The sequence below is a fragment of the Candidatus Nitrosocosmicus agrestis genome, assembly GCF_008389435.1.
Taxonomy (GTDB): Archaea; Thermoproteota; Nitrososphaeria; order Nitrososphaerales; family Nitrososphaeraceae; genus Nitrosocosmicus; species Nitrosocosmicus agrestis.
Map to the genome: position 1 here is coordinate 83223 of NZ_VUYS01000009.1, position 22389 is coordinate 105611.

23 protein-coding genes and 1 pseudogene are annotated in these 22389 nt (G+C 34.2%); 10 read left to right on the forward strand and 14 right to left on the reverse strand.

Annotated features, from left to right (window positions below):
• Nucleotides 1-76 precede the first annotated feature (76 nt).
• Together F1Z66_RS07530 and F1Z66_RS07535 are read left to right on the forward strand one after the other, a co-directional pair.
• Nucleotides 77-1885 carry a ribosome biogenesis/translation initiation ATPase RLI gene (locus F1Z66_RS07530; protein ID WP_149862994.1) on the forward strand — a complete coding sequence of 603 codons (1809 nt, stop codon included), beginning with the start codon at nucleotides 77-79 and terminating at the stop codon, nucleotides 1883-1885.
• A gap of 20 nt (nucleotides 1886-1905) precedes the next feature.
• Nucleotides 1906-2760 carry a class I SAM-dependent methyltransferase gene (locus F1Z66_RS07535; RefSeq protein ID WP_149862995.1) on the forward strand — a complete coding sequence of 285 codons (855 nt, stop codon included), beginning with the start codon at nucleotides 1906-1908 and terminating at the stop codon, nucleotides 2758-2760.
• Nucleotides 2761-2764: 4 nt separating this feature from the next.
• On the opposite strand, the gene F1Z66_RS07540 is transcribed toward F1Z66_RS07535, so the two are convergent.
• The 6 genes from F1Z66_RS07540 to F1Z66_RS07565 all read right to left on the reverse strand — a co-directional run bounded on the left by F1Z66_RS07540 (nucleotide 2765) and on the right by F1Z66_RS07565 (nucleotide 6468).
• Complete coding sequence (locus tag F1Z66_RS07540) at nucleotides 2765-2977, reverse strand: transcriptional regulator (protein ID WP_149862996.1); 213 nt, start codon at nucleotides 2975-2977, stop codon at nucleotides 2765-2767.
• Nucleotides 2978-3045: 68 nt separating this feature from the next.
• Entirely contained in the window at nucleotides 3046-4170 is a 1125-nt protein-coding gene (gene cobT, locus F1Z66_RS07545; protein ID WP_230207488.1) for a nicotinate mononucleotide-dependent phosphoribosyltransferase CobT, read from the reverse strand.
• Nucleotides 4171-4267: 97 nt separating this feature from the next.
• Complete coding sequence (locus tag F1Z66_RS07550) at nucleotides 4268-4882, reverse strand: MBL fold metallo-hydrolase (protein ID WP_149862997.1); 615 nt, start codon at nucleotides 4880-4882, stop codon at nucleotides 4268-4270.
• Nucleotides 4879-5625 (reverse strand): NAD(P)H-hydrate epimerase, encoded by a 747-nt coding sequence (locus tag F1Z66_RS07555; RefSeq protein WP_149862998.1) that lies wholly within the window; start codon nucleotides 5623-5625, stop codon nucleotides 4879-4881. The genes F1Z66_RS07550 and F1Z66_RS07555 overlap by 4 nt, the downstream gene beginning before the upstream one ends.
• A gap of 46 nt (nucleotides 5626-5671) precedes the next feature.
• Nucleotides 5672-5917: a hypothetical protein gene (locus F1Z66_RS07560; protein ID WP_149862999.1), complete on the reverse strand. Its 246-nt coding sequence runs from the start codon at nucleotides 5915-5917 to the stop codon at nucleotides 5672-5674.
• Between the two features lie 26 nt (nucleotides 5918-5943).
• Nucleotides 5944-6468 carry a resolvase gene (locus F1Z66_RS07565; RefSeq protein WP_149863000.1) on the reverse strand — a complete coding sequence of 175 codons (525 nt, stop codon included), beginning with the start codon at nucleotides 6466-6468 and terminating at the stop codon, nucleotides 5944-5946.
• A gap of 65 nt (nucleotides 6469-6533) precedes the next feature.
• Here F1Z66_RS07565 and F1Z66_RS07570 point away from each other — a divergent pair, with 65 nt between their 5' ends.
• Nucleotides 6534-7166: a translin family protein gene (locus F1Z66_RS07570; RefSeq protein WP_149863001.1), complete on the forward strand. Its 633-nt coding sequence runs from the start codon at nucleotides 6534-6536 to the stop codon at nucleotides 7164-7166.
• 22 nt (nucleotides 7167-7188) lie between these two features.
• Here F1Z66_RS07570 and F1Z66_RS07575 read toward each other — a convergent pair whose 3' ends face one another.
• Nucleotides 7189-8652, reverse strand: a complete 1464-nt coding sequence (locus tag F1Z66_RS07575) for an NAD(P)/FAD-dependent oxidoreductase (RefSeq protein WP_149863002.1) — start codon at nucleotides 8650-8652, stop codon at nucleotides 7189-7191.
• 571 nt (nucleotides 8653-9223) lie between these two features.
• Between F1Z66_RS07575 and F1Z66_RS07580 the strand changes: the two genes are divergently transcribed.
• Complete coding sequence (locus F1Z66_RS07580) at nucleotides 9224-9628, forward strand: YybH family protein (RefSeq protein ID WP_154670509.1); 405 nt, start codon at nucleotides 9224-9226, stop codon at nucleotides 9626-9628.
• 198 nt (nucleotides 9629-9826) lie between these two features.
• On the opposite strand, the pseudogene F1Z66_RS07585 reads toward F1Z66_RS07580, so the two are convergent.
• From F1Z66_RS07585 to arsM, 4 genes and pseudogenes are all read right to left on the reverse strand, one after another.
• Nucleotides 9827-10306 (reverse strand): annotated as a pseudogene (locus tag F1Z66_RS07585) (aquaporin).
• 273 nt (nucleotides 10307-10579) lie between these two features.
• Complete coding sequence (locus F1Z66_RS16045; RefSeq protein WP_201448522.1) at nucleotides 10580-10786, reverse strand: hypothetical protein; 207 nt, start codon at nucleotides 10784-10786, stop codon at nucleotides 10580-10582.
• 62 nt (nucleotides 10787-10848) lie between these two features.
• Complete coding sequence (locus F1Z66_RS16430) at nucleotides 10849-10944, reverse strand: hypothetical protein (protein WP_438502942.1); 96 nt, start codon at nucleotides 10942-10944, stop codon at nucleotides 10849-10851.
• A 112-nt stretch (nucleotides 10945-11056) separates the two neighbouring features.
• Nucleotides 11057-11860, reverse strand: coding sequence for an arsenite methyltransferase (arsM, locus tag F1Z66_RS07595; protein WP_149863004.1), 804 nt, complete (start codon nucleotides 11858-11860; stop codon nucleotides 11057-11059).
• Between the two features lie 57 nt (nucleotides 11861-11917).
• Here arsM and F1Z66_RS07600 point away from each other — a divergent pair, with 57 nt between their 5' ends.
• The 4 genes from F1Z66_RS07600 (at nucleotide 11918) to F1Z66_RS07615 (ending at nucleotide 15929) form a co-directional block, all read left to right on the forward strand.
• Nucleotides 11918-12343 (forward strand): winged helix-turn-helix transcriptional regulator, encoded by a 426-nt coding sequence (locus F1Z66_RS07600; protein WP_230207489.1) that lies wholly within the window; start codon nucleotides 11918-11920, stop codon nucleotides 12341-12343.
• Nucleotides 12344-12915: 572 nt separating this feature from the next.
• Entirely contained in the window at nucleotides 12916-14034 is a 1119-nt protein-coding gene (locus F1Z66_RS07605; protein ID WP_149863005.1) for an Acg family FMN-binding oxidoreductase, read from the forward strand.
• A 56-nt stretch (nucleotides 14035-14090) separates the two neighbouring features.
• Entirely contained in the window at nucleotides 14091-14969 is an 879-nt protein-coding gene (locus F1Z66_RS07610) for a DUF6920 family protein (protein WP_149863006.1), read from the forward strand.
• 243 nt (nucleotides 14970-15212) lie between these two features.
• A complete protein-coding gene (locus F1Z66_RS07615) occupies nucleotides 15213-15929 on the forward strand; it encodes a DUF4386 family protein (RefSeq protein WP_149863007.1) in 717 nt (238 codons plus the stop codon).
• 158 nt (nucleotides 15930-16087) lie between these two features.
• Here the strand turns inward: F1Z66_RS07615 and F1Z66_RS07620 are convergent, their stop codons facing one another.
• Entirely contained in the window at nucleotides 16088-16642 is a 555-nt protein-coding gene (locus F1Z66_RS07620) for a hypothetical protein (protein WP_149863008.1), read from the reverse strand.
• 825 nt (nucleotides 16643-17467) lie between these two features.
• Nucleotides 17468-18022, reverse strand: a complete 555-nt coding sequence (locus F1Z66_RS07625; protein ID WP_159357351.1) for a hypothetical protein — start codon at nucleotides 18020-18022, stop codon at nucleotides 17468-17470.
• Between the two features lie 770 nt (nucleotides 18023-18792).
• Here F1Z66_RS07625 and F1Z66_RS07630 point away from each other — a divergent pair.
• Nucleotides 18793-19941 (forward strand): hypothetical protein, encoded by a 1149-nt coding sequence (locus F1Z66_RS07630; protein WP_149863010.1) that lies wholly within the window; start codon nucleotides 18793-18795, stop codon nucleotides 19939-19941.
• Between the two features lie 54 nt (nucleotides 19942-19995).
• On the forward strand, nucleotides 19996-20166 hold the full coding sequence (locus F1Z66_RS15380) for a hypothetical protein (RefSeq protein ID WP_154670510.1): 171 nt from the start codon (nucleotides 19996-19998) through the stop codon (nucleotides 20164-20166).
• 757 nt (nucleotides 20167-20923) lie between these two features.
• On the opposite strand, the gene F1Z66_RS07635 is transcribed toward F1Z66_RS15380, so the two are convergent.
• Nucleotides 20924-21355 (reverse strand): helix-turn-helix domain-containing protein, encoded by a 432-nt coding sequence (locus F1Z66_RS07635; RefSeq protein WP_149863011.1) that lies wholly within the window; start codon nucleotides 21353-21355, stop codon nucleotides 20924-20926.
• Between the last annotated feature and the right edge of the window lie 1034 nt (nucleotides 21356-22389).

The following is a 22389-nucleotide window of genomic DNA, read 5'->3' on the forward strand; positions in this document are numbered from 1 at the left end:
GTACTATTGTTTTTTCTGTGAATTGTTAGAGTAATCCAGGATTTATATAAAAGAAATGGGCATATATTAACATCTATTGGACAATCCAAAGAACTTTACGCATAGAGTAGCCGTACTCGACCAAGAGTTATGTCAGCCTCGAAAATGTGGCCTTGAATGCATAATTTATTGCCCTGTTAATAAAACTGGTGGGGAATGCATCACGCAGCGTCCAGAGGATAGCAAGGCTGTGATTTCTGAAGACCTTTGTACGGGATGTACTATTTGTATTAAAAAATGTCCATTTGATGCGATTGTTATCGTAAACTTGGCACAAGAACTTAGTGTAGATAAGGTACATCAATATGGCATCAACAGTTTTAGATTATACAAAATTCCTATACCCAAAGAGGGAGTTGTCACTGGACTGGTGGGCAGAAATGGAATGGGCAAATCTACTATTATAAATCTGTTATCGGGAAATCTTAAACCAAATTTTGGAGAATTCGATCGTGAATTATCATGGGAGGAAATCTTTAAACGTACTAGCAATGTCGAGCTAAGAAAACATTTTGAGAAAATAGAAAACAAATCATTAAGAACTTCCATAAAACCACAACTAGTTTATCTTATCCCAAAAGTATTCAAAGGAACAGTCTCTGAGCTATTAAAAAAATATGATGAACGAAATGTTTCAGATTCGCTTATAAAAGAACTAGGACTCGAAAAATCGTTAGATAAACAACTCACTGCGCTGAGCGGTGGAGAACTACAGAGAGTCGCCGTTGCCGTTGCTGCCGCAAAGGATGCAGATTATTACTTTTTTGATGAGCCTTCGTCGTTTAACGATATCTATCAAAGATTGGCAGTGGGTAGAGTAATCAGCAACTTGGCAAAAGAGGGCAAGAGCGTTATGATTGTAGAACATGATATGTCATTGTTGGATTATCTCTCAGATAATGTGTTTATTATGTACGGCGAACCCGGAGCATATGGTATAGTGTCTTCTTTGCAAAGCACAAAAGTTGGAATTAATAATTTCCTCGAAGGCTTCATACCTACCGAAAATGTCAGATTTAGGGATAAAGCATACAAATTTGATATATCTGGCGTCACTGAAACAGTACTTTCTACAACTTCTATTGTTCAATATCCTGATATCTCAAAAACTTTGGGTCATTTTAATGTCAAAGTGGATTCTGGAACCATACAAAAAGGGGAGGTTATAGGAATAGTTGGAGCAAATGCCTTGGGCAAAACTACATTTATGAAAGTTCTTTCGGGAATTGAAAAAAATGATGGGAATGTTTTGGACGAAAAAATCAAGATTTCTTATAAACCTCAATACTTGAACCAAGACATAGATGGTGATGTAAGAACTTTGATAGAAAGAGCTAATAACGGTCCTTTTGAAGGAACTTTGATTGAAGACCAAATCTTTAATCCATTGGGGCTAAAAAAGTTATATGACAAATCTCTGAAAGGCTTGAGCGGAGGCGAACTTCAAAAAGTTGCAGTTTCATTATCTCTTATTAGGGAATCGGATATTTTTGCTCTTGACGAACCATCAGCTTTCCTTGATATTGAAGATAGAATTGCGCTTGCTAAATTTATACAAAGATACATTAAAGCTAGTGGTAAATCCGCTTTGATTATTGATCATGATATTCAGTTAATTGACTTGGTTTCTGACAGATTAATTATTTTTGAGGGTATACCAGGTGTTGAGGGACGGGGTTCATCACCAGTCTTAAAGGAACTTGGGATGAATGATTTTCTGAAATCACTTTCGATTTCTTTCAGAAGGGATGAAACTACTGGAAGACCGCGGGTGAACAAAGAAAGTAGTCGTTTGGACCGACAGCAAAAATCAGAGGGTAATTATTACTATATTAAGAACCCCTGATACTAAATCGATTAGAATTAATGAGCAAATTTCTGAAATCTGTGTTAGCTGACAATCTCGCAGAAAATGAACTTCAATATCTTTATTCATCATATGATATTATTGGCGATATCGCGATAATCAAAATCCCAGACGTTCTTGTACACAAAAAGAAGGTAATTTGCGATGCTCTTCTCAAAAACGTAAAGAACTTGAAGGCAGTTTACATGCAAAGTGGTTCAGTAACTGGTGAATACCGTCTCAGAGACTTGGAATTTGTGTCCGGTATGGAAATATATCTTACAACCTATAAAGAATATGGATGCAAATTCTTGGTAAATGTCGCTACTTCTTATTTTTCGCCTAGGCTTTCAACTGAGAGGCGCCGCCTATCAAAGTTAGTCAAAGATGACGAAGCCGTTCTGAACATGTTTGCAGGTGTGGGAACCTTTTCGGTTATTATGGCAAAAGAGAAGAGAATAAAGATAACTAATTTTGATTCAAACCTTGATGCTTTTATTCTCAGTGTGATTAACTCAAAGATCAATAAGGTAGATGGTTCGATATCATCCGTTCACGGAGATGCTAAAATACTTCTTGAAAGTGATACATACAAAGATAAATTCGATAGAATATTATTACCACTTCCAGAGAAAGCTCATGAATTTATTGATGTTTCTATCAAATGTTTAAAGCCTAAGGGGGGTTTTTTGCATTTTTTTTCACATGTAAAAGGTGATGAAAAATCTAGTGTAATTGCAAATTCTGAAGCAAACATCCGCAAACTCTTTGGGAGGTATTCTTATCAAATAACTCATACACAAATTGTAAGAGCTGTGGCGCCAAGGATTTATCAAACAGTTACTGACTTGTTTTTAGTAAAGGATTGTATCTGAGAAGTTATGCTCCCTCTTCTTGCTCTTTTTCATTAATTGCAAGGGTAATTCCAATCCAGCCGACAACAAAGCATATTACGCCAACAATTACAGCAATGGTTAGTTTCAAAATAAGGATTCCAAGACCTGTGGCAAATAACAAGTATGCATAGACAGAAAACAATGCTATGGCTATCAATACCATCGCCATTCCCTTGAATTTTTCTGTTCCTTTCATATCTTTTCCATTCCAAAACACTATTTATAGTATTGAATTATCAAGCCAATACGGCAATAGACATCAATTCAATTCTTTCCTGTTAATAGTAATCGAGGAGTCTCTATTGTTTCTTGATAATTATTTTCAATTTCTCGGAGAAATTCATTTGTGGACAAGGCTGGATTGTTTATGAAAGCCGCCAATGCCATGCCACCTGCCCCTGCCCCTTCTTTTACAAATCCTTGAGAATAGGCTCGTAATCCATCTTTTTTAGAATTTTCAAGGCCCAAGTTAACAAAATAAATTGGTAGGTCTTCATCAACTTGGCCTGCTAAATCTGATATATCAGATGTTCTATCATTATGCACGTATGAGGTTGTTCCTATACAAACGTTGGTCTTTAAACTAACTTTTAAATTCTTTAAAATTGCAGCAATACAACACATTTGAGTTCCCCCTGCCAGGATGACTTTTTTACCCCTTGTCAACATCGATTCTGTTATTCCCGTAACGGTCGGCATCATAGGATCGCCCAGATTTGATACCGCTTTGAAGGGGTCATTTTTATATTCTTCCACAGTCAAAGCAGACCTTGCTAGGGCTTGTTTCACAACCTTGTTTTTTAGGGTAACAGGGTTTTCTGGCATGCTGCTGCTGACTTTATTAAATGCATCTATCCCTAATGCCTGCAAGACTCCAAGTGCAGTGGTAGTACCACCTGGAATGCTTTCACCTATTACAATGGTGTCTTGATTTTTAGATAATTGTACTCCCAAAAGTTTTCCCATTTCATAATTATTGATTACGTCAGAATAATTGAGTCCAGCTTCGACCGAAATGTTGTTGCCTGGCTTGGAATTCACAGTTACATATGGTAAAATAGGTTTTATTTCTGATCCTGAATCAACTACAATCATTGGAAAATTAGTTGATTCAAGTGCTGTTTTGGTAATGATTGAAGGGGTAGGTTTACCGTCTGGAGTAGCGGGAATCATATCTATGCTTTTACAATTTCCGTAGAGGATAAATTCCGCATCAGCGGGAGGAGTGTATTTGACTAGTTCAGGATTAGCTCCTGCAACTGTGATACCTGGGATGGAAGATGTAAGTGTATGAGAAATTACCAAAACAAATCCTGACTTTTCTGATTTGTATGACTCCAGATCAGCCAATCTGTTGCTTTGATTATCGCAAGAGATCCTATTATCCAACAATGCTTCTATTAACTAAATTTGACCAACAAAAACCTTGCTTTGGTAAGTATGATGATTTATTCCCACCAATACTTACGGAAATTACAAGTACTTGTTATCTGTTCATAAAGGCCACGAATTCGTCTTTATCTTTGAATTTAAAAACAAAATTGGTATCTATCTCTTTTTGCAATGTTGAAGTTTTACTTGAACCGTAATGATGACCAGGCAGAACTTTCAATTCACCTTTCATATTTATTAATTTTCCATATATGGAATCATACATCTCCTCAGCACTACCGCCAGGTAAATCCAAACGCCCACAGCTTCCTACAAAAATTGTATCCCCCGTAATTATGAATTCGTTGTCGACGACTAGGCAAATGCTGTCCTTTGAATGACCGGGCGTGTGCACTACTTTTATTGTAAATTTTCCAAAGGGGATTAAATCACCATCATGAAGTTCAACGTCTTTAGGCAGAGGTGATGAAGTATGTTGCATAACTTTTGCTCCTGTGTCTTTTGAGACAAAATCGTTTCCTACTACATGATCAAAATGGGAGTGAGTATTTATTATAAATCTGTTTTTCAATGAATTCTCTTTCATAAAGTTTGTAATGGTATCCAAATCCCACGAAGGATCAATCACAATCGCGCTTTGGTTTTCCTCGTCAATCATGATATAAGTAAAATTTTGCATATTGCCAACCAAGAATTGTTCTATTCTCATTCTTGGATAACACCTCTCTCAGCCTCATAAGGGATGCCGATCTTATCTACTATTAATCTCCCAGGTGACTTTGATCCGATGGAGTGTCCCGATTTGAGCCGGTGAAATGTAATGGTTACATCAGCCATAACTGATTTTTCTGCAAGTAATCCTGTGTCCGGATCAGTTCCAGATGGAAAATCAATTGCCACTATGAATGCTTTGCCTTTATTTTTGTTGATACATTCAATAACCATGGAATAAGGTTCACGCATCTTTCCCTTTATACCAGTTCCAAGAATTCCATCCAAAATTATATGGGATTCTTCAATCTTTTTTTCAATTTCATTTATGTTATCTTGATTATATACGAGAGTATTAATCGATTTCATCCTTTCTATTATATCCCAGTTTGACTTTGCTTCAGTAGTTTTTAAATCTGTAGGGTTACATAGTAGAATAACAGTTAAGGAAGAGTTTGGCCCAATATCAATCATTGAGAACATGTATCCTTGCAAATGACGAATCGCGACCATTGCATCTCCGCCATTATTTCCCTTACCACATATTGCTACTATAGATTTGGTAGTAATATCGTTACCAAATTCAGAAATTAAAAAGTCTGCTACTCTGGATCCTGCATTTTCCATCATCAATATTTTGTTCATAGAACAAACTGTTTCACCATTATTCTCAATTCGATACATTTGTTCAGAAGTAATGGCTGTAAAGCCTTTAGGTACATGTGAATCTTTAATCTCCATTAATCAGATACCTCTTTGAATCTATTTAAAAAATTTCCAATAGTCTTCACTGATATGAATGTAATCGTTTTTCCCTATGATCTGCCATCTTTGTCTCAAGTAGGTCTTGATGTTCTTCAATTATATGAGTATTACAGCAATTTTCATGAAAGATACCTGCTTGACAAAATTCACATGAGGTCACAAAATCAAGTTCCTTAAACTCATTGTTACACTTTGCACATTTCTCGCTTGGTAGAGACTCTGTCAACAGGGGCTTTAGCCAGCCTTCTCTCCATAATACATTTACCAATTAATATCTTTGTCCCTTTCCTTCTTTTATAATTTCGTCAAGAAAAAAGGCATTTCATGATTTTTTAATTTGACTTTCATGGCTTTGGTAGGATAAATGGCGAAGGTGTCCCCATCATAATTGCACTTTATGGTTGGAAAAATTCGAGGAGTTTTTTTGAAACTAACTCTTTTAAAATACATCCTGCCTTTTCTGGGTAAATATTTCACTTCACCCCTAATTACTTGTCTTTTAAGTCTCATGAATTTAAATGCTAATATTATATACCTTTCCTGGTAAATGCCAAACATTTTTGTAATGTCAAAACACCTTCCAATTTGATCAGGCGGTACATAAATACTGCTTCCAGTAGCAGATTTTGCCTCTATCGAAAGTAATACGGATTCTTTGTTGTTTACAGCTATGATATCTGGTAGCCCTGTGCTGGAGCCCCCTAATCTACGGGCAATCCAATCCCCGTTGCTTAATAATTTAACTAATTTATATTCAAAGCTATATCCCCTACTCCTTCGGATGTTGGTCAATACGAACATGACACAGATAATGTGCATTAAATCCTTTGTTTATTGTAGAGCAACTGTTAAACGACACAAGGTGTAAATGAAAATAAATTAAGATGACAGACGAAGGAAAGTATTCGAGATTGCAAATTTCATTGAATGAATTCACCAATAATTTGATACAGATTGAATCAAGTAGAGATAGATTATTGAAAGAAAACAGAGATATAATTGCTAATTGTAGCAAGGCAATCATATTGTTACATGGTAACAAAATAACTCAGGCCTCTGAAATATTAAAAAATACGTTCACATCATTGCAATCTCTAAAAAAATTGATTATCTCTGATCTGGATCGTTATATTTGGCCAGCTGAGCAGGAATATGTTGAAGCCGTTATTCTCTTAGAAATTATTGAAAAAAAAGAAATCCTAAGCAATAACACCGATTTGAACATTTCTCACAATGCTTATCTGACGGGTTTACTAGATTGCATTGGGGAAATTAAGAGAATGATTTATGATAAACTTAGAATAAACGACTTTGAAACTTGTATTTCTCTTTTTGATATTATGCAATCGATTTTTGATCATGCATATCCTTTCGCTATATATGACAATATTGTTCCGGGGGTTAGAAAAAAGTTGGATGTTTCAAAGCGAATAATTGAAGATGTACGAATAACTATTACTGAGGAGGTAAGAAGGAAAGATTTCTTAACGAGACTTGAAAATAAAATTCAACAATAATAAAATAAAATATTTTTTTATATCAGCTTGAGAATCTAGCGAATGCCTCTGTTAAATATTTGTTTAGTTTAGAAGACCATTCTGGAAATCCTTCCGGTCCTTCAGGATAATTCCTATAATGAGTAACCAGTTCTTCATTCATTTTTGAGGTAAACTTTAAATCCTCTGCTAATTTTTTATTTAATGCTCCTCTGATCATCATGCCTAATTTGCTTACTGTACTAAATTCAGGATGTTCACCATTCGTAATTTTTTCGACGTCCATCTTTGATAAAAAGTGCTTCATCCCATAGTTTATCTGTTCGTTATCTAGCTGTTGTAACATTCTTCTAAAGACCTCTAATCCGGCAGTCTTGTAACCATACTCATTAATAAAATTCTTGTTATAGCTCCACAGACCTGACTCTGAAACATCATTTGATTCTATGGCTTGGACCAAATCCTTTCCTGCAATAGTGGCTGCAATAATAGCGGGTCCTATACCACCGGCATCTAGAGGTTTGGGCATCCATGCAGAATCACCCACCATCATGTAACCATTTGCTACCATGCAATCATTTTGTCTCCTAACAGAAACTTGCCAAGTGCCCCATTCGTTTCCTATATCTTCTTCTCCAGTTGATAACCTAGGGTTACTAATAGCAGGATTTAAGTTTACATACTCATCTATCAATTTTTTTAAATCTCGTTTTTTTCCAATTTTTTTATTTGCTTTATCAAACAATCTTTGTTGTACTCCTAAACCAATATTGACCTTATTTTTCCCCTTTGGAAACACCCATCCATAACCCCCTGGTGCGAGGTTTTGATCCAAATGGATTATGCAGTAGTCAGGATCAAAGAATGTTTTGTCCTCTACGCCTTCATTATCAAAATCGTAGATATATCTGCCTGTTGCTTCCAAATCATTTCTATCTATTCTCCTTTGTATGAAAGATTTTATGGGAAGATTTGTCCGAAGTACCGAAGTAACACCAGTACAATCAACCACAACTTTTGCGGTTTTTTTGAATATTTCTTTAGTATTAGAGTTCTCTCCTTCTATTCCTACTACATAATTGTTATCGGTGATTAATTGTCTGACTACTATGTTACTCATAGTCTCTACTCCTAACTTGTTTGCTTCTCTAATTTGCTTTTGAGGTAGTTGCTTTCTATTTAGAATGTAGCCTTCCCCATCAAACGAGACCTTTGTTTCATGATCGGGTGAAAATGCCACCACGCCTTTTACAGGATGCTCTATTTCAGGCTGACCCCATGCTATTTTTATCCTTTCAGTCATATAATCAACAGTATTTTTTCCAACGGCGTCCCCACATATCCATCCTGAGATGGTTTTCCTGCCTTGGATCTCTATGGAATTCCTATCTACCACAAGAATCTTGAGTCGCTGGTTTGAATAGTAAGCCGCAGAGGAAGCTACTATCAATCCTGCTAACCCTCCACCAGCAACTATGATATCGTAATCAGTTTTTGACAGGCTCATCTTTTCCTATAAATACCAATAATAAAGGATAATTAAAGCTATGTTGTTATTATGTACGCATAAATATTATCCATTTTTTTAGAGAAAGGCAGCTTTAAATTTCCAAGTTTAAAAGCATTATGCCACATTCAGGCTGTTCGAATTTAATGTAGAATCTAGTCTAAGTATAATGTACAAACTCGTGAGATTAAGAAGTGCCTTCATATCCTATACATTCGAATTTGATGGCTGTATTCAATTATACGATAGCTTAAACCAATTTAATCCAAAATCTATTGTTTCAATGAAAAACAAGTTGAATTCTTTTTTTTTGCAGTGATAACACCCCCGAAGCCTTTGCCCCATTAAGTGCCATAGTATTGCTTGGGACTAACTAATCAGTCCTTTTAATAAGTAAATCAAGTAATTTACATCTAAAAGGTAAACTGTCCCAAGATAATACTAAACTCATATTATTTCTCCTAGGTTCAAATCCCTTCTTCTTTTTATTCAAGGTTAGTTTCATTACTTAATATTACTTTACCATTTTACTCTTACTAATTTATATAGTTTACAAAGTAAACCAAAGGTAATGAGTAAACAAATCTACAATCAAAATGAGAATAAAACATCGACACCTGAAAAAGTCTTGGACGCAATAGTTGAAGGTATCAATTCCGGAAATTTGGAATCATTAATGACGCTCTATGAAGCAGAATCATGTTTTGCAACCCTTCCAGGACAGCTTGCAAAGAGCCCAGAATCCATCCGCGAAAGTCTACGTAGTTTCATAGATTTGAAAGGAAAATTAGATCTTAAAGTAAAGAGAGTTCTTCATGTAAGTGATCTTGCATTAGTAACTACAGAATGGTCATATAGCGGAACAGGGCCTGATAACGAGCCTGTCAACCTTTTAGCAAAATCTGCAGATGTTCTCCGTTTACAATCTGATGGAACATGGCGAATTGTCATAGATAATCCTTGGGGGACAGGCTAAAGAAGGCAGATTCACTACAAGTATAATTATTCTTTTGTATATCTATTCATTTATCTTAGGATAAAAATTAGATGATGTATATATTGAGTAAAGACGGAACTAAAATCCAATTGATTGTTCTATGGATCATATTATTATAAGAATAAAATGAAAATATTGTAAATCGAGGTTTAATGTGCTTATCGCAATCAATTCAATCTAACTATTAGCTATTTTCTTTCTATAAAGAAAAGCAATCAAAGATGTACCAATAAATGTTGTCGTCCAGTATAACCATAGATCTGTCAATACCCCAGAGAATAAAGCAGGAGCCAGGGAACGTGCAGGATTCATGGATGCACCAGAAATAAAATCTATAAACAAATTGTCCAATCCAATAATGCCTCCAATAGCGATACTTCCAAATCCTTTCAAACCTTTTGTGTAAACTATTACCAGTATTACCGCCATTAAAAGACCTGAAGCAAAAACTTCTATTCCAAATATTAAAGGTAATGGATATGAATAGTTAGGTGCATTGGCTCCCAAGTTTGCCTCATTACCTATTACTATACTCACAAAAAGATTTACTAGTAAAGAGCCGAAAATCTCTGCTAAAAGATATAAACCTAATAATTATTTCGTGATGTGCTTAGTTATCGAGAATCCCACTGAAACAGCCGGATTGAAATGAGCCATAGAAATTTTACCAAATAGATAAACACCTATTGCAACACCTATGAAGTGAGCAAATGCAATAAAAGGTTAGCCCAAAATACTATTTAATTTTGCATCAGCAACCACTGAACCTGTTGCTAAAACTACAACAATAAATGTACCTGAGTTCTACGAGAAATCTTTTTTGATTTACAGTCAGTTTGTCAACTACAGACTCAGATGCAGAATCCTTTAACATGATTATTTGCTATTTAACTGAAATTATTTTCGATGGATTAAATGAGACTTATCGTCCTAAATTGGAATTTTATGGTCTTGGGTGGAATCAATTATTTCTAAAACTCTTTTTTCAATTTCATCTCTTATTTCTCCTACTTTCTCTATAGGCTTGTTTTTTGGGTCTTCAATACCCCAATCTATAACTTTTGGAACAAATAAAGCAGGACAGAACTTGTCATCCATACAGCCCATATTTACAATGGCTGTTGCATTTCGCATCATGTCTTCTGTCAAGTCTTTGAGTTTTTGTTTTCAAATATCTATTCCAACTTCTTTCATAACTTTTACTGCAATTGGATTAATTTGAGAAGTAGGAACCGTACCAGCACTACAGTTTCGTAGCCTTTTGAAGCATACTTTCTGAAGAAACCCTCAGCCATCTGACTTCTTCCAGCATTTTGAACACATACAAAGAGGATAATTTCTTTTCGTTTGCCCTGATCTAGTTTACCAAATGAAAATTTTATTTGTATCACTCCTTTCTATAATCAACTACTCTTTAACAGCCCTTATCGAAATACTACTAATTTGTCTTTTTTCTTGATCCCTTTCATCCTCTTCTAGTTCCATGTATAATTTTTCGTCAAGTATCTCGACGTTGGTAAATCCTGCTTTTTTAATACTGCCCATGTAATTTTCTTTTGTTAGTGTACCATCAATACAACTACACCAATTGTCTATATTGACAGAATCTGCATCTATTTCTTTAGAGGTGACCAAATCTGATATAATCATTTTTCCTTTGCCTTTTGGTTTCAAAATTCGGTAAATCTCTCTAAACGTTTTTTCCTTGTTTGTTGTCAAGTTGATAACACAATTACTTGTAACTATATCAACTGAATTATCATCAACTGGAATTTTTTCTTCGATATCACCTTTTTTAAATTCTACATTGTGGTACCCATGAATTTCAGTGTACTTTCTCGCCTTGTCTAACATAGCATCTGTTATATCGACACCTATGACTTTTCCTGTCTCTTTGACGATGTTTGAAGCTATAAATACATCAATTCCGGCTCCAGAACCTAAATCTACCACTACATCACCCTCTTTTATATGAGCAAAGGTAGAAGGATTACCACAACCTAAACCAAGGATAGATGACTGTGGAATAGATTCTAGATTACTTTGATTGTATCCAACTGTTTTAGACGATTCTATTGGTGACACTACTGCTGTCTCAGCTGTACCACAACATCCGCCCGAAGAAGAGCAACAGGATAGTGAACCACCTGCCATTGCTATTTTTTCATATTGTTCTTGAATCTTGTTTTTTCTATTTAATTGTTTACTCATTACCTTTAGTTTACCAAGTAAACTATATAAATTGGTAAGAGCAAAATAGTAAAGCAAGTGAAATCACAGAAACCAAAAGAAAATGGAATTAATAAAACAATATCAAAACCATCGAAGCTACCAATACTCGAAGGCGATAATAATGCATGCAACTTCTATGGTTATGATATTGAGAGCTTAATGAAAGAAACGTCTCGATTAAGAAATATAATCACTAAAAGAGGAACTCTAGAAATATTGATACCACTTTGCTGTTCTACCGATCCTGTAAGATACGTTACTTTTAGAAAGTCAATGAAAGGTTTCAGCAGTAGAACCCTCACGATACGTTTAAAGGAATTGGAAAAGAGTGGTATTTTGAATAGACAATCCTTTCATGAGATTCCACCCAGGGTAGAATATAGACTTACTCCAAAGGGTCAAGAACTTGTTGGATCAATTATCAATCTGCTTCAGTGGATGAGAAAATGGTCAAACAAATAATCACTTTTAATTAAAAATGTGCCCAATCTTATGGTTTTGGATTTTACTTGCGGTATAATCCTTATTCTTATTTATTGTATGGCGATATGAAATTAGCGGTGACTATCTTGCATGATTTTGTTAGAGTGTGAGAGAAAAGAGCATATAAAAAATAGTCTTCAACCACTTTATAATATGTTTATTCTGAAATCTTGATGTTTTGAATCTGGAATACTACACTATGAACCCGAGTCTTGATTCCATTAACTTTGGCTAGTCAAATATTATTTAACCCATATGTAAGTCTAAACCCATGACTTCCTGACATGTGAACAAATCCTATTTCCTTCATTATGGGACTATCGGTGTTTAAAAATAAAACACAATCGCTTTATTTTCAATGAAAATTAATTATCTGAATGAAATGCAGTCTGTGAATCCTTTTTAAGTATTAATGGAACAACACAAACTTTTGGCCCGCATCCGACCTCACAATATTTAGACTTGTTCATTTTTGGAAAATAAAAAATACTGTCAAATGACTCTATCTACGATACATAATACTTTTCTAATTGCTCCTTCTTTGAATCTCATTGCCTTTATCAACAAAAAAAGACACGGATAATAAGGGTCTTGAACCTTGGAAGATATCTGAAACTTTGTTTCCTAGTTATGATAAACCATTTGATAAGTTAAAATTTTTTCTCAATTATGCTATTTTGGCCCCATCAGGTCACAATACCCAACCTTGGGCATTTAGAATATCTACTGATGATAACACAATTCATCTATATGCTGATAGAACCCGAGCATTATCTGTAGTAGATCCTGATGACCGGGAATTAATAATCAGTTGTGGGTCTGCCTTGTTTAATTTACAGTTAGCAATATCATATTTTGGCTATAGATTTGAAACTTCCATGTTACCACTACGACCAAAAGGAGAAGACACAGTAGATAATAGCCATGATTTATTGGCTACCGTTAGGATTATAGACATTCATAAAAAACCAGAGAAAACCAAAGATGAGGAAATAAAGAGAGTATTTAACTCAATTACCCTGAGAAGAACTAACAGATTCAGATTTGATGAGGGTAAGGAAATCTCACAAGAGGTTCTGTCTAACCTCCAATCCATCGCTCATAAATACGACAGTGTCTGGCTTCATATTGAAAAGAACAAAGAGGAAAAAGAGCGAATTGCTAAACTGATTACAGAAGGAGATATTATTCAAATGTCCAACAAAAAGCTTAGAAGGGAGTTGGCTTCATGGGTCCACGCAAATAGAAATCATCTTAGAGATGGAATGCCTGGCTATGCGTTTGGATTTGGTGATATCCTGTCTTTAGTCGGACCATTTGTGATACGAACATTTGACTTTGGTAAAGGGCAAGCCGCCAAGGACAAGGAACTTGCTACAGGTTCGCCTATTCTAATAGTGATAGGTACTAATTCAGATAATACTCATTCATGGATAAATACAGGACTAGCTATGTCAAACATACTTTTGTATCTAAAATCCGAGAATATATGGTCTTCTTACCTAAACCAGCCTATAGAAGTTCCCCACTTGAGAAAAAGACTTGCCACTCTCATACGTGGTCATAGTGACAAAAATCCCCAATTACTTTTGCGAATAGGCTATTCGGATATAGAAGTACTGCCAACACCAAGAAGGTCGATTGAACAAACTATGCTTGGTGAAGAATGATCGGTGAGAAAGAAAGTACTGGTTAGTGGGTAGTAAAGACAAGGCGATGTCAACCTGTGAATTTACAGCACAAGAAGAAAATCTTGATACTAGCGATAATAATGTCTTTTGTTGTCGTTTTTGCATACTTTGTTACTATTAGTCTTGGTGATATGTTATTTAAGCAACAAATCGAAAGAGAAATCAAAAGACTTTATTCTGCTTCAGGGGATATATCAAACAAAACCTTTTCGCCTGAGCAGATAAAGGATCTTCCAGAGCCTGTCAAGAGATACTTCACACATTCCTTAGAGGAAGGTCAACATTATATCAGTTATGTTAAACTAAAGCATACGGGCGAGTTCCGTCAGGACGAAAACCAAAAATGGATGCCAATAGAAGGACACGAGTACTTTACCACTGAAATTCCTGGTTTTATTTGGATAGGAAAAATATCCTTATTGCCTTTGGTATGGATTACCGGTATTGACATGTATTTAGAAGGGAGGGGAGCATTTCAAATAAAAATCATGTCTATCTTTACAATATCTGATGCTCCCAGAGGTAAAGAGTTGGATGAGAGTGAGCTTATGAGATGGCTAGCAGAATCACCTTTATTTCCGACTGCATTATTACCCAGTAATTATTTACATTGGGAACCAGTGGATTCTGATTCTGCAAAGGCCATGATTAATTACTCTGGGACCAAAGTTGAGGCACTCTTTCATTTTAATAAAAAAGGTGAAATAATACAAATGAATGCTGACAGATACCGTGCAGTAGATAATTCTTTTGTAAAGGAAAAATGGCTTGGTCATTACTCTAATTATGCTCCTGCTGAAAATATGGTGGTCCCCTGGAACATCGAGGTATCATGGAATAGTGAAATCGGAAACTTTACCTATGCCAAATTCAAGATAAATGACATTAAATATGATGATCCTGTCAAATACTGACACCGAAAGTATTCATTGAAAAATGATTTTATTTATAATCTGTCAGTTTAGATCTATATTATAAATTACAATTACAATTGAGGAATTGTAGAGTTTCTGTAAGATGCAAAAATTATTACGAAAGTAATTAATCTGTAAAATGTATATTAACTTATTCTTTTTAGATCCACTGTTTGTGATACTAATATAACTTCATAGTATCTTAAAAAATATCCGAGATGAAAAAAGAACAAAGGTTGAGATATGACCTCTCTAAATACTAATACACTGTGGCAGGACCTCCACAGGGTAGCATCTTTTTCTGCTGTAGCTATAGTTATATTGATTCCAGTTCAAATCCTTGTTTTTGTGATTAATCCTCCTCCGAGTACGGTAGAGGAGTTTTTTATGCTATTTCAGAATAACGCTCTTCTGGGCCTATTGAGTCTTGACCTTTTGCTTATGGTTGACTATATTCTCATGATTCCTATTTTTTTAGCACTATACATAATACTGAGAAATACAAATCAATCCATTGCAGCAATTAGCGTTACAATGGGACTTTTAGGTATATTTGTATATTTTTCATCCAATACTGCTTTTGACATGCTGTACTTGTCTCAGCTGTATGATATCACCAAAACTGACTTCCAACAATCTTTTATGTTACTGGCAGCAGGCCAGTCAAAGCTAGCTACATTTCAGGGAACAACCTTTTACATAAGCTATGTACTCTTGTCTATATCTACGCTCATACTGTCCATTCTAATGCTAAAAAACAAAGCGTTTGGTAAAGGTGCCAGCATCTCTGGAATTTTATTGGCCATAGTTGGATTGGGATTGTATCTGCCTAGTATAGGACTTTATCTATCTATAGTCTCGTTAATTCCAGCAATGGCTTGGTATCTGCTGATGGCCAGAAGCCTTCATAAAACATCAAAACAAGCCGCAAATACAGGTTCTCAATCCGCGATAAAGTAAAAGGAGCAAGCAAGTTAAAAAAATATTTCTAAATTAATTGCTTAGTTCATAAATCTCTACCAAATTGAATATTTGTAGATATAAAGAAATCTATGATCTGAGATTAGATAAACTATATATCTTGTGTTTGAATGAGCATACTGGTCGCAATATATGTACTACTTTTTGATAAATTCTATGATAAATACAATTCCTCCGCATATAGCTCCTAATGAAGATACAAGGAGCATGATTCCAATAGGAACAATAAAATGGTTCAACATATTTTGTGAGACTTCATCTGGACTCATACCAAAACCTGCTATGTCTTGAGAAAAGACAGCTGTATCGCCTAAATAACCTGCATAAATCATAATTATGCTAACAGAGAAAACACCAATATTTGTTAGTATAAGATGACTAGATGCCAGAACTCCCGATAAGTTGTGGAAATTTTTCTTGAGAAGACTCTCAAAGTAATGATAAATAAATGCTAAAACTCCATTACCTAACACCCCTATTAAAAAATATACTCCTAGTCCTGCTAGGGCAGTTATTTCTATAAATCCTATGGAGGGATCGTCTAAAAGTTTTGAAACTAAATGTTCTGCATAAGATGTAGATATTATAAAAAGAGCAAGTAAGATAGTGAGAAAGGTTGCGATAGCGCCTTGAATCACCGATACAATCAAGAATCTGTTAGTCCATTTTGCCTCATTTTGTACAATCGTCATAAAATCTCTCTAAACAAAAAAATTATCATTCATAGAATTCATTCATTATTTGTTATATCCTGTTCTTTCCATATTTTTGACCATGGGAGGAATAAAACCAAGGGCAATACAACAGGGATTCCTTGCAAAAATCCAATTACATTATAGGTTTTAGAAGTATAATTATTGTCGTTACCTGAAAATGTATTTTGCTGTTAATTTTTGTTACGCTAAAAACAATATGATTTATTTATTAACAATCTAACAATGAAATGATAATCTGGAAGAGAATGGTAACATCATTAAAATGTTTTCCTAAATTTAAGCAATTGCTAAGCTAATAATAAATGGTATTTAGGTAATTAAATAATTGTTCTCTGTTATATTTCCATTTTCACTATTAAAAAACTCATTTGAAACAAAATGTTCTTATTGATAGTGGGAGAAAAATTCTTAATCTATTGAGATTTGTTGGAGTAGATTACACTTAGCTAATTTTAGGTTTATAACTCATGCCGAATACATGGTCAATTGAAAAAAGACAGATAACCTAGAATATTCATAAAAAAAAGGATCTGTTATTTCATTTATTATTATGTGGTATATTATTGATATTTATTTATAATATCAAAAACTTTAAAAAATAAATTAAAAATATATTGTCTATCTATTCTTTATCAGTATTTGAATTTCTCAAATGCAATGTTCATTATACAATGAATAAAATAGTTATTATTCAGGTTATGATGTTAATTCATGGTATTAGGTTCCAAATGGCTTGAAAGAAGTTACTCTACAGATAACATCCATTAAATAACTTTTGAATATAAATTAAGTTCTATGGCTTTAATAAGGAAGAGGTTGGAATAGTCTTTCAAAAAAACCTTGAGGTGACTGCGGATGGGGCACATCAATATCAAAAGCGGCAACGTTAAAAGCTGCATTATCCTTATAAATTTGCAGAATAACACGATGCTGTCCATCATCTGGAAAAATATACGAAATGTTAAACCTTCCATCCATCACTTGTTGTTTTGGGAATTTAAAGAGTCTGCCATCATGATCCGAAATTGTAGCATTAACCGTTAGAATATCATACTGAACTAGATTTCCAGAGCCTAACTCTTTAATTTCAAAATACATCTTTGTCCATTGATCTATAATTGGAACTGTTGGTTCAAGTTTTATATTTATGCTAAGATTGTCTCTTTTGCTAATCCACGTGTCATTAACGAGTATTTTTGGTGAAATGTCATCGTTACCCGTCTGTTGAGCAAACACTGGATTGTTGTTACTGTAATCTTTATGAATATCTATTGACAAATTAGCAGGCAGAGACATGGATGTAGGTGAAAAAGAAAATGTCGTGATCATGGTGATAATCGAAAATACAATAACCAACTTGAAAAATCTGTTATAATTCATAGTAAATAAAATGGTTTTTGATGTTTTAAAACCTATGTATCCAAGTTAAATTGACATACAAGTAAAATAATATCTTCAGGGAATGGTTGCTTAATAGAGAAGAAAAATCAGTTTGTTGTACGGATTAATCTGATATTTTGATTAAATTCGGATAGTGGGTTTTGACCTAAATATAAAACAATATTATTTGTTGTTGTAGATGTGGTGTTAGTAGTATTTTTTATGTTGTTGGACGATGGTTCATTTACTTGTTTTTTGATTCTAATGTATGGGAGAATGTTTAGCTTGGATTTAATGAATGAGATGCCTATAAAGTTAATGTATTAGGTGGGATATCTTCTATCTTAAACAATTGTCCATATAAAAAGAAGAAAATAAAATATAGTCTATAAACAAAAGATTCAATTGATCGTTTAATACTGATGATGATTCTAAATTTTTAGAAAATACGTAAAGAAGATTGTCCTATTTCGTAGAGTTCGAGGACATGGACTGCAAGAGGGAAACAGTTCTTTAGATTTTTTAATTATTAACGCTATTAACATTTAGAAATTTAGTAGTGTTAAAATACATAAATTTTATCCATTTGTCTGTTTGAAAGTAAGGGAATAAAGTAAGCTGTGACTACTTTTAAATGACAGTGCGATACTCAACTACAGGTAATTTTTTCCTTAATTCATGATTTTCGAAGAATTAACAATAATACATTTAGTTTCATTTGTATTTCTAAATATATATAAAGGTAAATGAACAACGATCAATTCTTAAAGATTATTAAAAAAACAAGAGATAGAAAAATCCGAAATGTTGTTTGTAATTTGATAATTTTTTTCTTTTCTATTTCTATTTTAACTGGCTTTACAACTCAAAATCTAATTGTATTTGGACAAAACAATATGACGGGTTCTTCAGCCGCAGATGACGTTGAAGTTATTCAGTCTTTTCAATCGGAGATTCAAAAAGAATCGAACAATAATCAAGACTCTATGAAATTGACCACTGATAATACCACTGCATCCTCTAATTCTGTTACAGATGGGTTAGCAAACAACGACGACGACGGCGATAACAACCAAGAACAAGACATAAATAATGATTCCGTTTCGTCAATGACCGTAAACCCTAGTCTTTCGAAGCCAGATCGAGATTGCTTATTTGATCCTTCTATGCCAAAGTGTGCTCAGGATGAAAACGGTCATTGTCCATCGGGCTTTGCGATGAATGAGGACGGCCAATGCTTTCCACGAGGTGGATGCCCTGACGGTTACTATAGGGCAGACGACGATGAAACTGGCCGCTGTATTCCAAATTCAGAGGGCTGTCCTTCTGATATGATTTTTAGGCCGGACCATAAAAGTTGTGGGTATAAAGACGATGTCTGTGGTCAGTATCCTGAGTTGAAAGCATGTCAAACAAATGATGAAGGAAATGAGCAGTCTAAAAAAGCAGCAGCATTTGATTCAGGATATACTCACGGATGTTCGGATGCCAAAATTCCAATAGATTCTCAGAGATACTTAAGTCAACCTGGCAAAGGCCCTTCCTATCATACCTCTGATTTTATGGATGGATATTATCAGGGTTTTGACTATTGTTCTGCTACTGCTAACAGCAATAATATTCCCTACGACTCTGGTTATCAACACGGATGCAATGATGCCAAAATAAATGATGTTTCCAAAAGGTACATAAATCAACTGGGTACTGGGCCCGCTTATCATACAAATGAGTTCATGAGAGGCTATGACGATGGTTTTGATGTATGTTCTAATGGCAGTAGTAGTAGTGACGGCTCCTCAACTATCGCAAAAGGAACATTTAAGATCACTGTAGAAGTTACGAACAACTCCCCAAATGACCTGACTGGAGATATAACTGTTAGTGTAGACCATTAGCCACAAAAGATAGTAAAAGATGCATATGGGCTTTACATTCCTGGTAAAGGAAATGTGATATCAAAGACCTTTACATTCAAAGCAAGCGATGTTCCAGTAGGAACTGACTTTGAGGTAAATCTTAACTATTGGGATGGCAACAATAACAATAATCAGAAGAAATTTGGCGAAAACAGTCCTCAAATGAAAACAGAGGTAGCTCAATTCGTAATTCCTTATAGTTGATTTTGGTGAATTATTAAGCAAAATTCAGTAAAAGATTTTACTTGTGAGGGAATAAGATTATTCGTATGACTGGGATACAGTAAGATCAAAACTTTTTAAACCCTCTTGACTTCATTTTATTCTTAGATTGTTTCAATTGTTTCTACTTAATCCACAATAAAACAATAAAAGATAAAATCTCATTGTCCACATTTCGACACCAATGAGAAAATACAAAAAATAATAGAATAAATATATTTTAATAAAGAGGAAATGGTGGGTTGTAATTCTCAGTATCGAAATTCGGTTATTCTAGATTTGTCCATGACAGACTATTATATTCAATGACGTTAGGATTGGAGAAGATGAAAGTTAACCCCTTTTACCTACTGTTACGTATACACTTTTGAATCTATTTTACCGTGAATTAATGATGGGATTGTGCTTTTATCCTCCCGTGTACAAAAAATTGATATTGCCGTAAGAAAATATTCAGGTAATAAAATAGTGGCAAATTGCAATATAATCACACTAACAATATAAAAGATTCAGCCAATACCGTAAGAATTACCAATAATTGATTATTGTAAGAAAGAAAAAGTATTTTTCAATATATTTTCGTTTTTGTCTCTAAAAATGACCTCATTAAGTAAAAGTATAGAAAACACTAGTTAATGGCATAAGTTGCAGGATTTGTGTTTCCTCGCATACCATTTATATAAAAACATAAGCTTAAACCATAAAACACATATGGAAGTGCCAATTGGCAGAATTTTACTTATGGTCTTGCTTCATCAATAATTTCGAGGGTTCGATTAAACTCTTGAGGAGTGATTTTTCCATATTTTAGTTTGTTTATAATTTTAAAAATGGAAGGCATATAGTCTTTGTAACCGTTATAGGCCGATCCAAAAGATTTCATACCTTGAAGATCCATATACTCAATGTAGTATTTCTTGACTTCTTCGTGTGTTAGGTCAAGTTTTATGGCCACTTGGACTGGGGTTTTACCCTTCAGAAATAGCGCATATGCTTTTGAAGAATCCAATTTGCAATAAATGGTAGTTTTTTCACCCGAGTATTCATTAATAATCCTTCCAATGTCTCTTGGAGAGATCCTTGCTATTGCTGCTATTTCTTTATACTTCTTACCTTCTTTGTACAGTTTTATAACTAATAATTTCTTTTCATTCTTAGATAATATCTCCATTGTGAGCACTCATGCAAATTATTTGCTTATAAGACTGTTATCCAAAATTATCTCTACTTTCATTTTGTTATCTTGTTATCACTAGGTTTGCTAGGTGTTCTGATATGAATAGACTAATTATGCTAAAGCCCTGAATTGTTCGCACTAGTTATTCTTATTTTTGTTTGATTCAGCGACTTGGATATTAATTAGTTTTTTCTAAATATATATATCGATTTAAAATACCAAAATGTAATCTTGTCTCATTACTGTCTTCACAAATTTATTGATTGTTCATCCAATTGACAAAATTACAATTTCTATAAGTGTTGGAAAAAGATAAAATCATTTCCTATGGTCAAACGGCAATAGAATCAACGCACTTGTCAGGTATTCATAGCGCCTTGGTTTGTAAGTGATTACACTATGCTTTATTTTATGTAGCTTACATTCCAATTTTAATACTCCGTCCACCTCAAATATAAAATTCAAAACGAGGCGCCCTTCTATTTCATGACTGACGGTAACTTTGGCAAAACATAACTGCGTCGTCATTATTGATGCTGGTGTTAATAAAACATCAACTTCTTTTGCAATCAACTACTTTTCATTATATTGATGTATCATTAACTTCATGTAAGGTTGGTAGGGCAATTCATAAACTAGGGGATTAAAGATCAACACAACATGAAATTTCAACACTTTTGACACATGTGATTGTTATTTTTGTATAACATCTTTGAATTAGATTGACTTGTACTGACATTGTAGAGAGGTTTAAATAAAATGATCCATTTATTCATTTTACTGTGTTCTATTTATACGACATGGTAACAATCTTTGCTGCAAGGAGATTGGTTAAAGGGTCATATTTCATTGAATAAATACAAATTTTGTTCGTGCAATATGACCTTTTTGCTATGAGGTTATAATTTAAATGGTAATAAAATTCTGTAATGCCTTATAAAATAAAGTCATATTCTTCTCGAATGAATCAGATAGGCCGGATGCTGATGGCTATTTTGGTTTTAGTTAGTTGCTAGTATTTTGAGGAA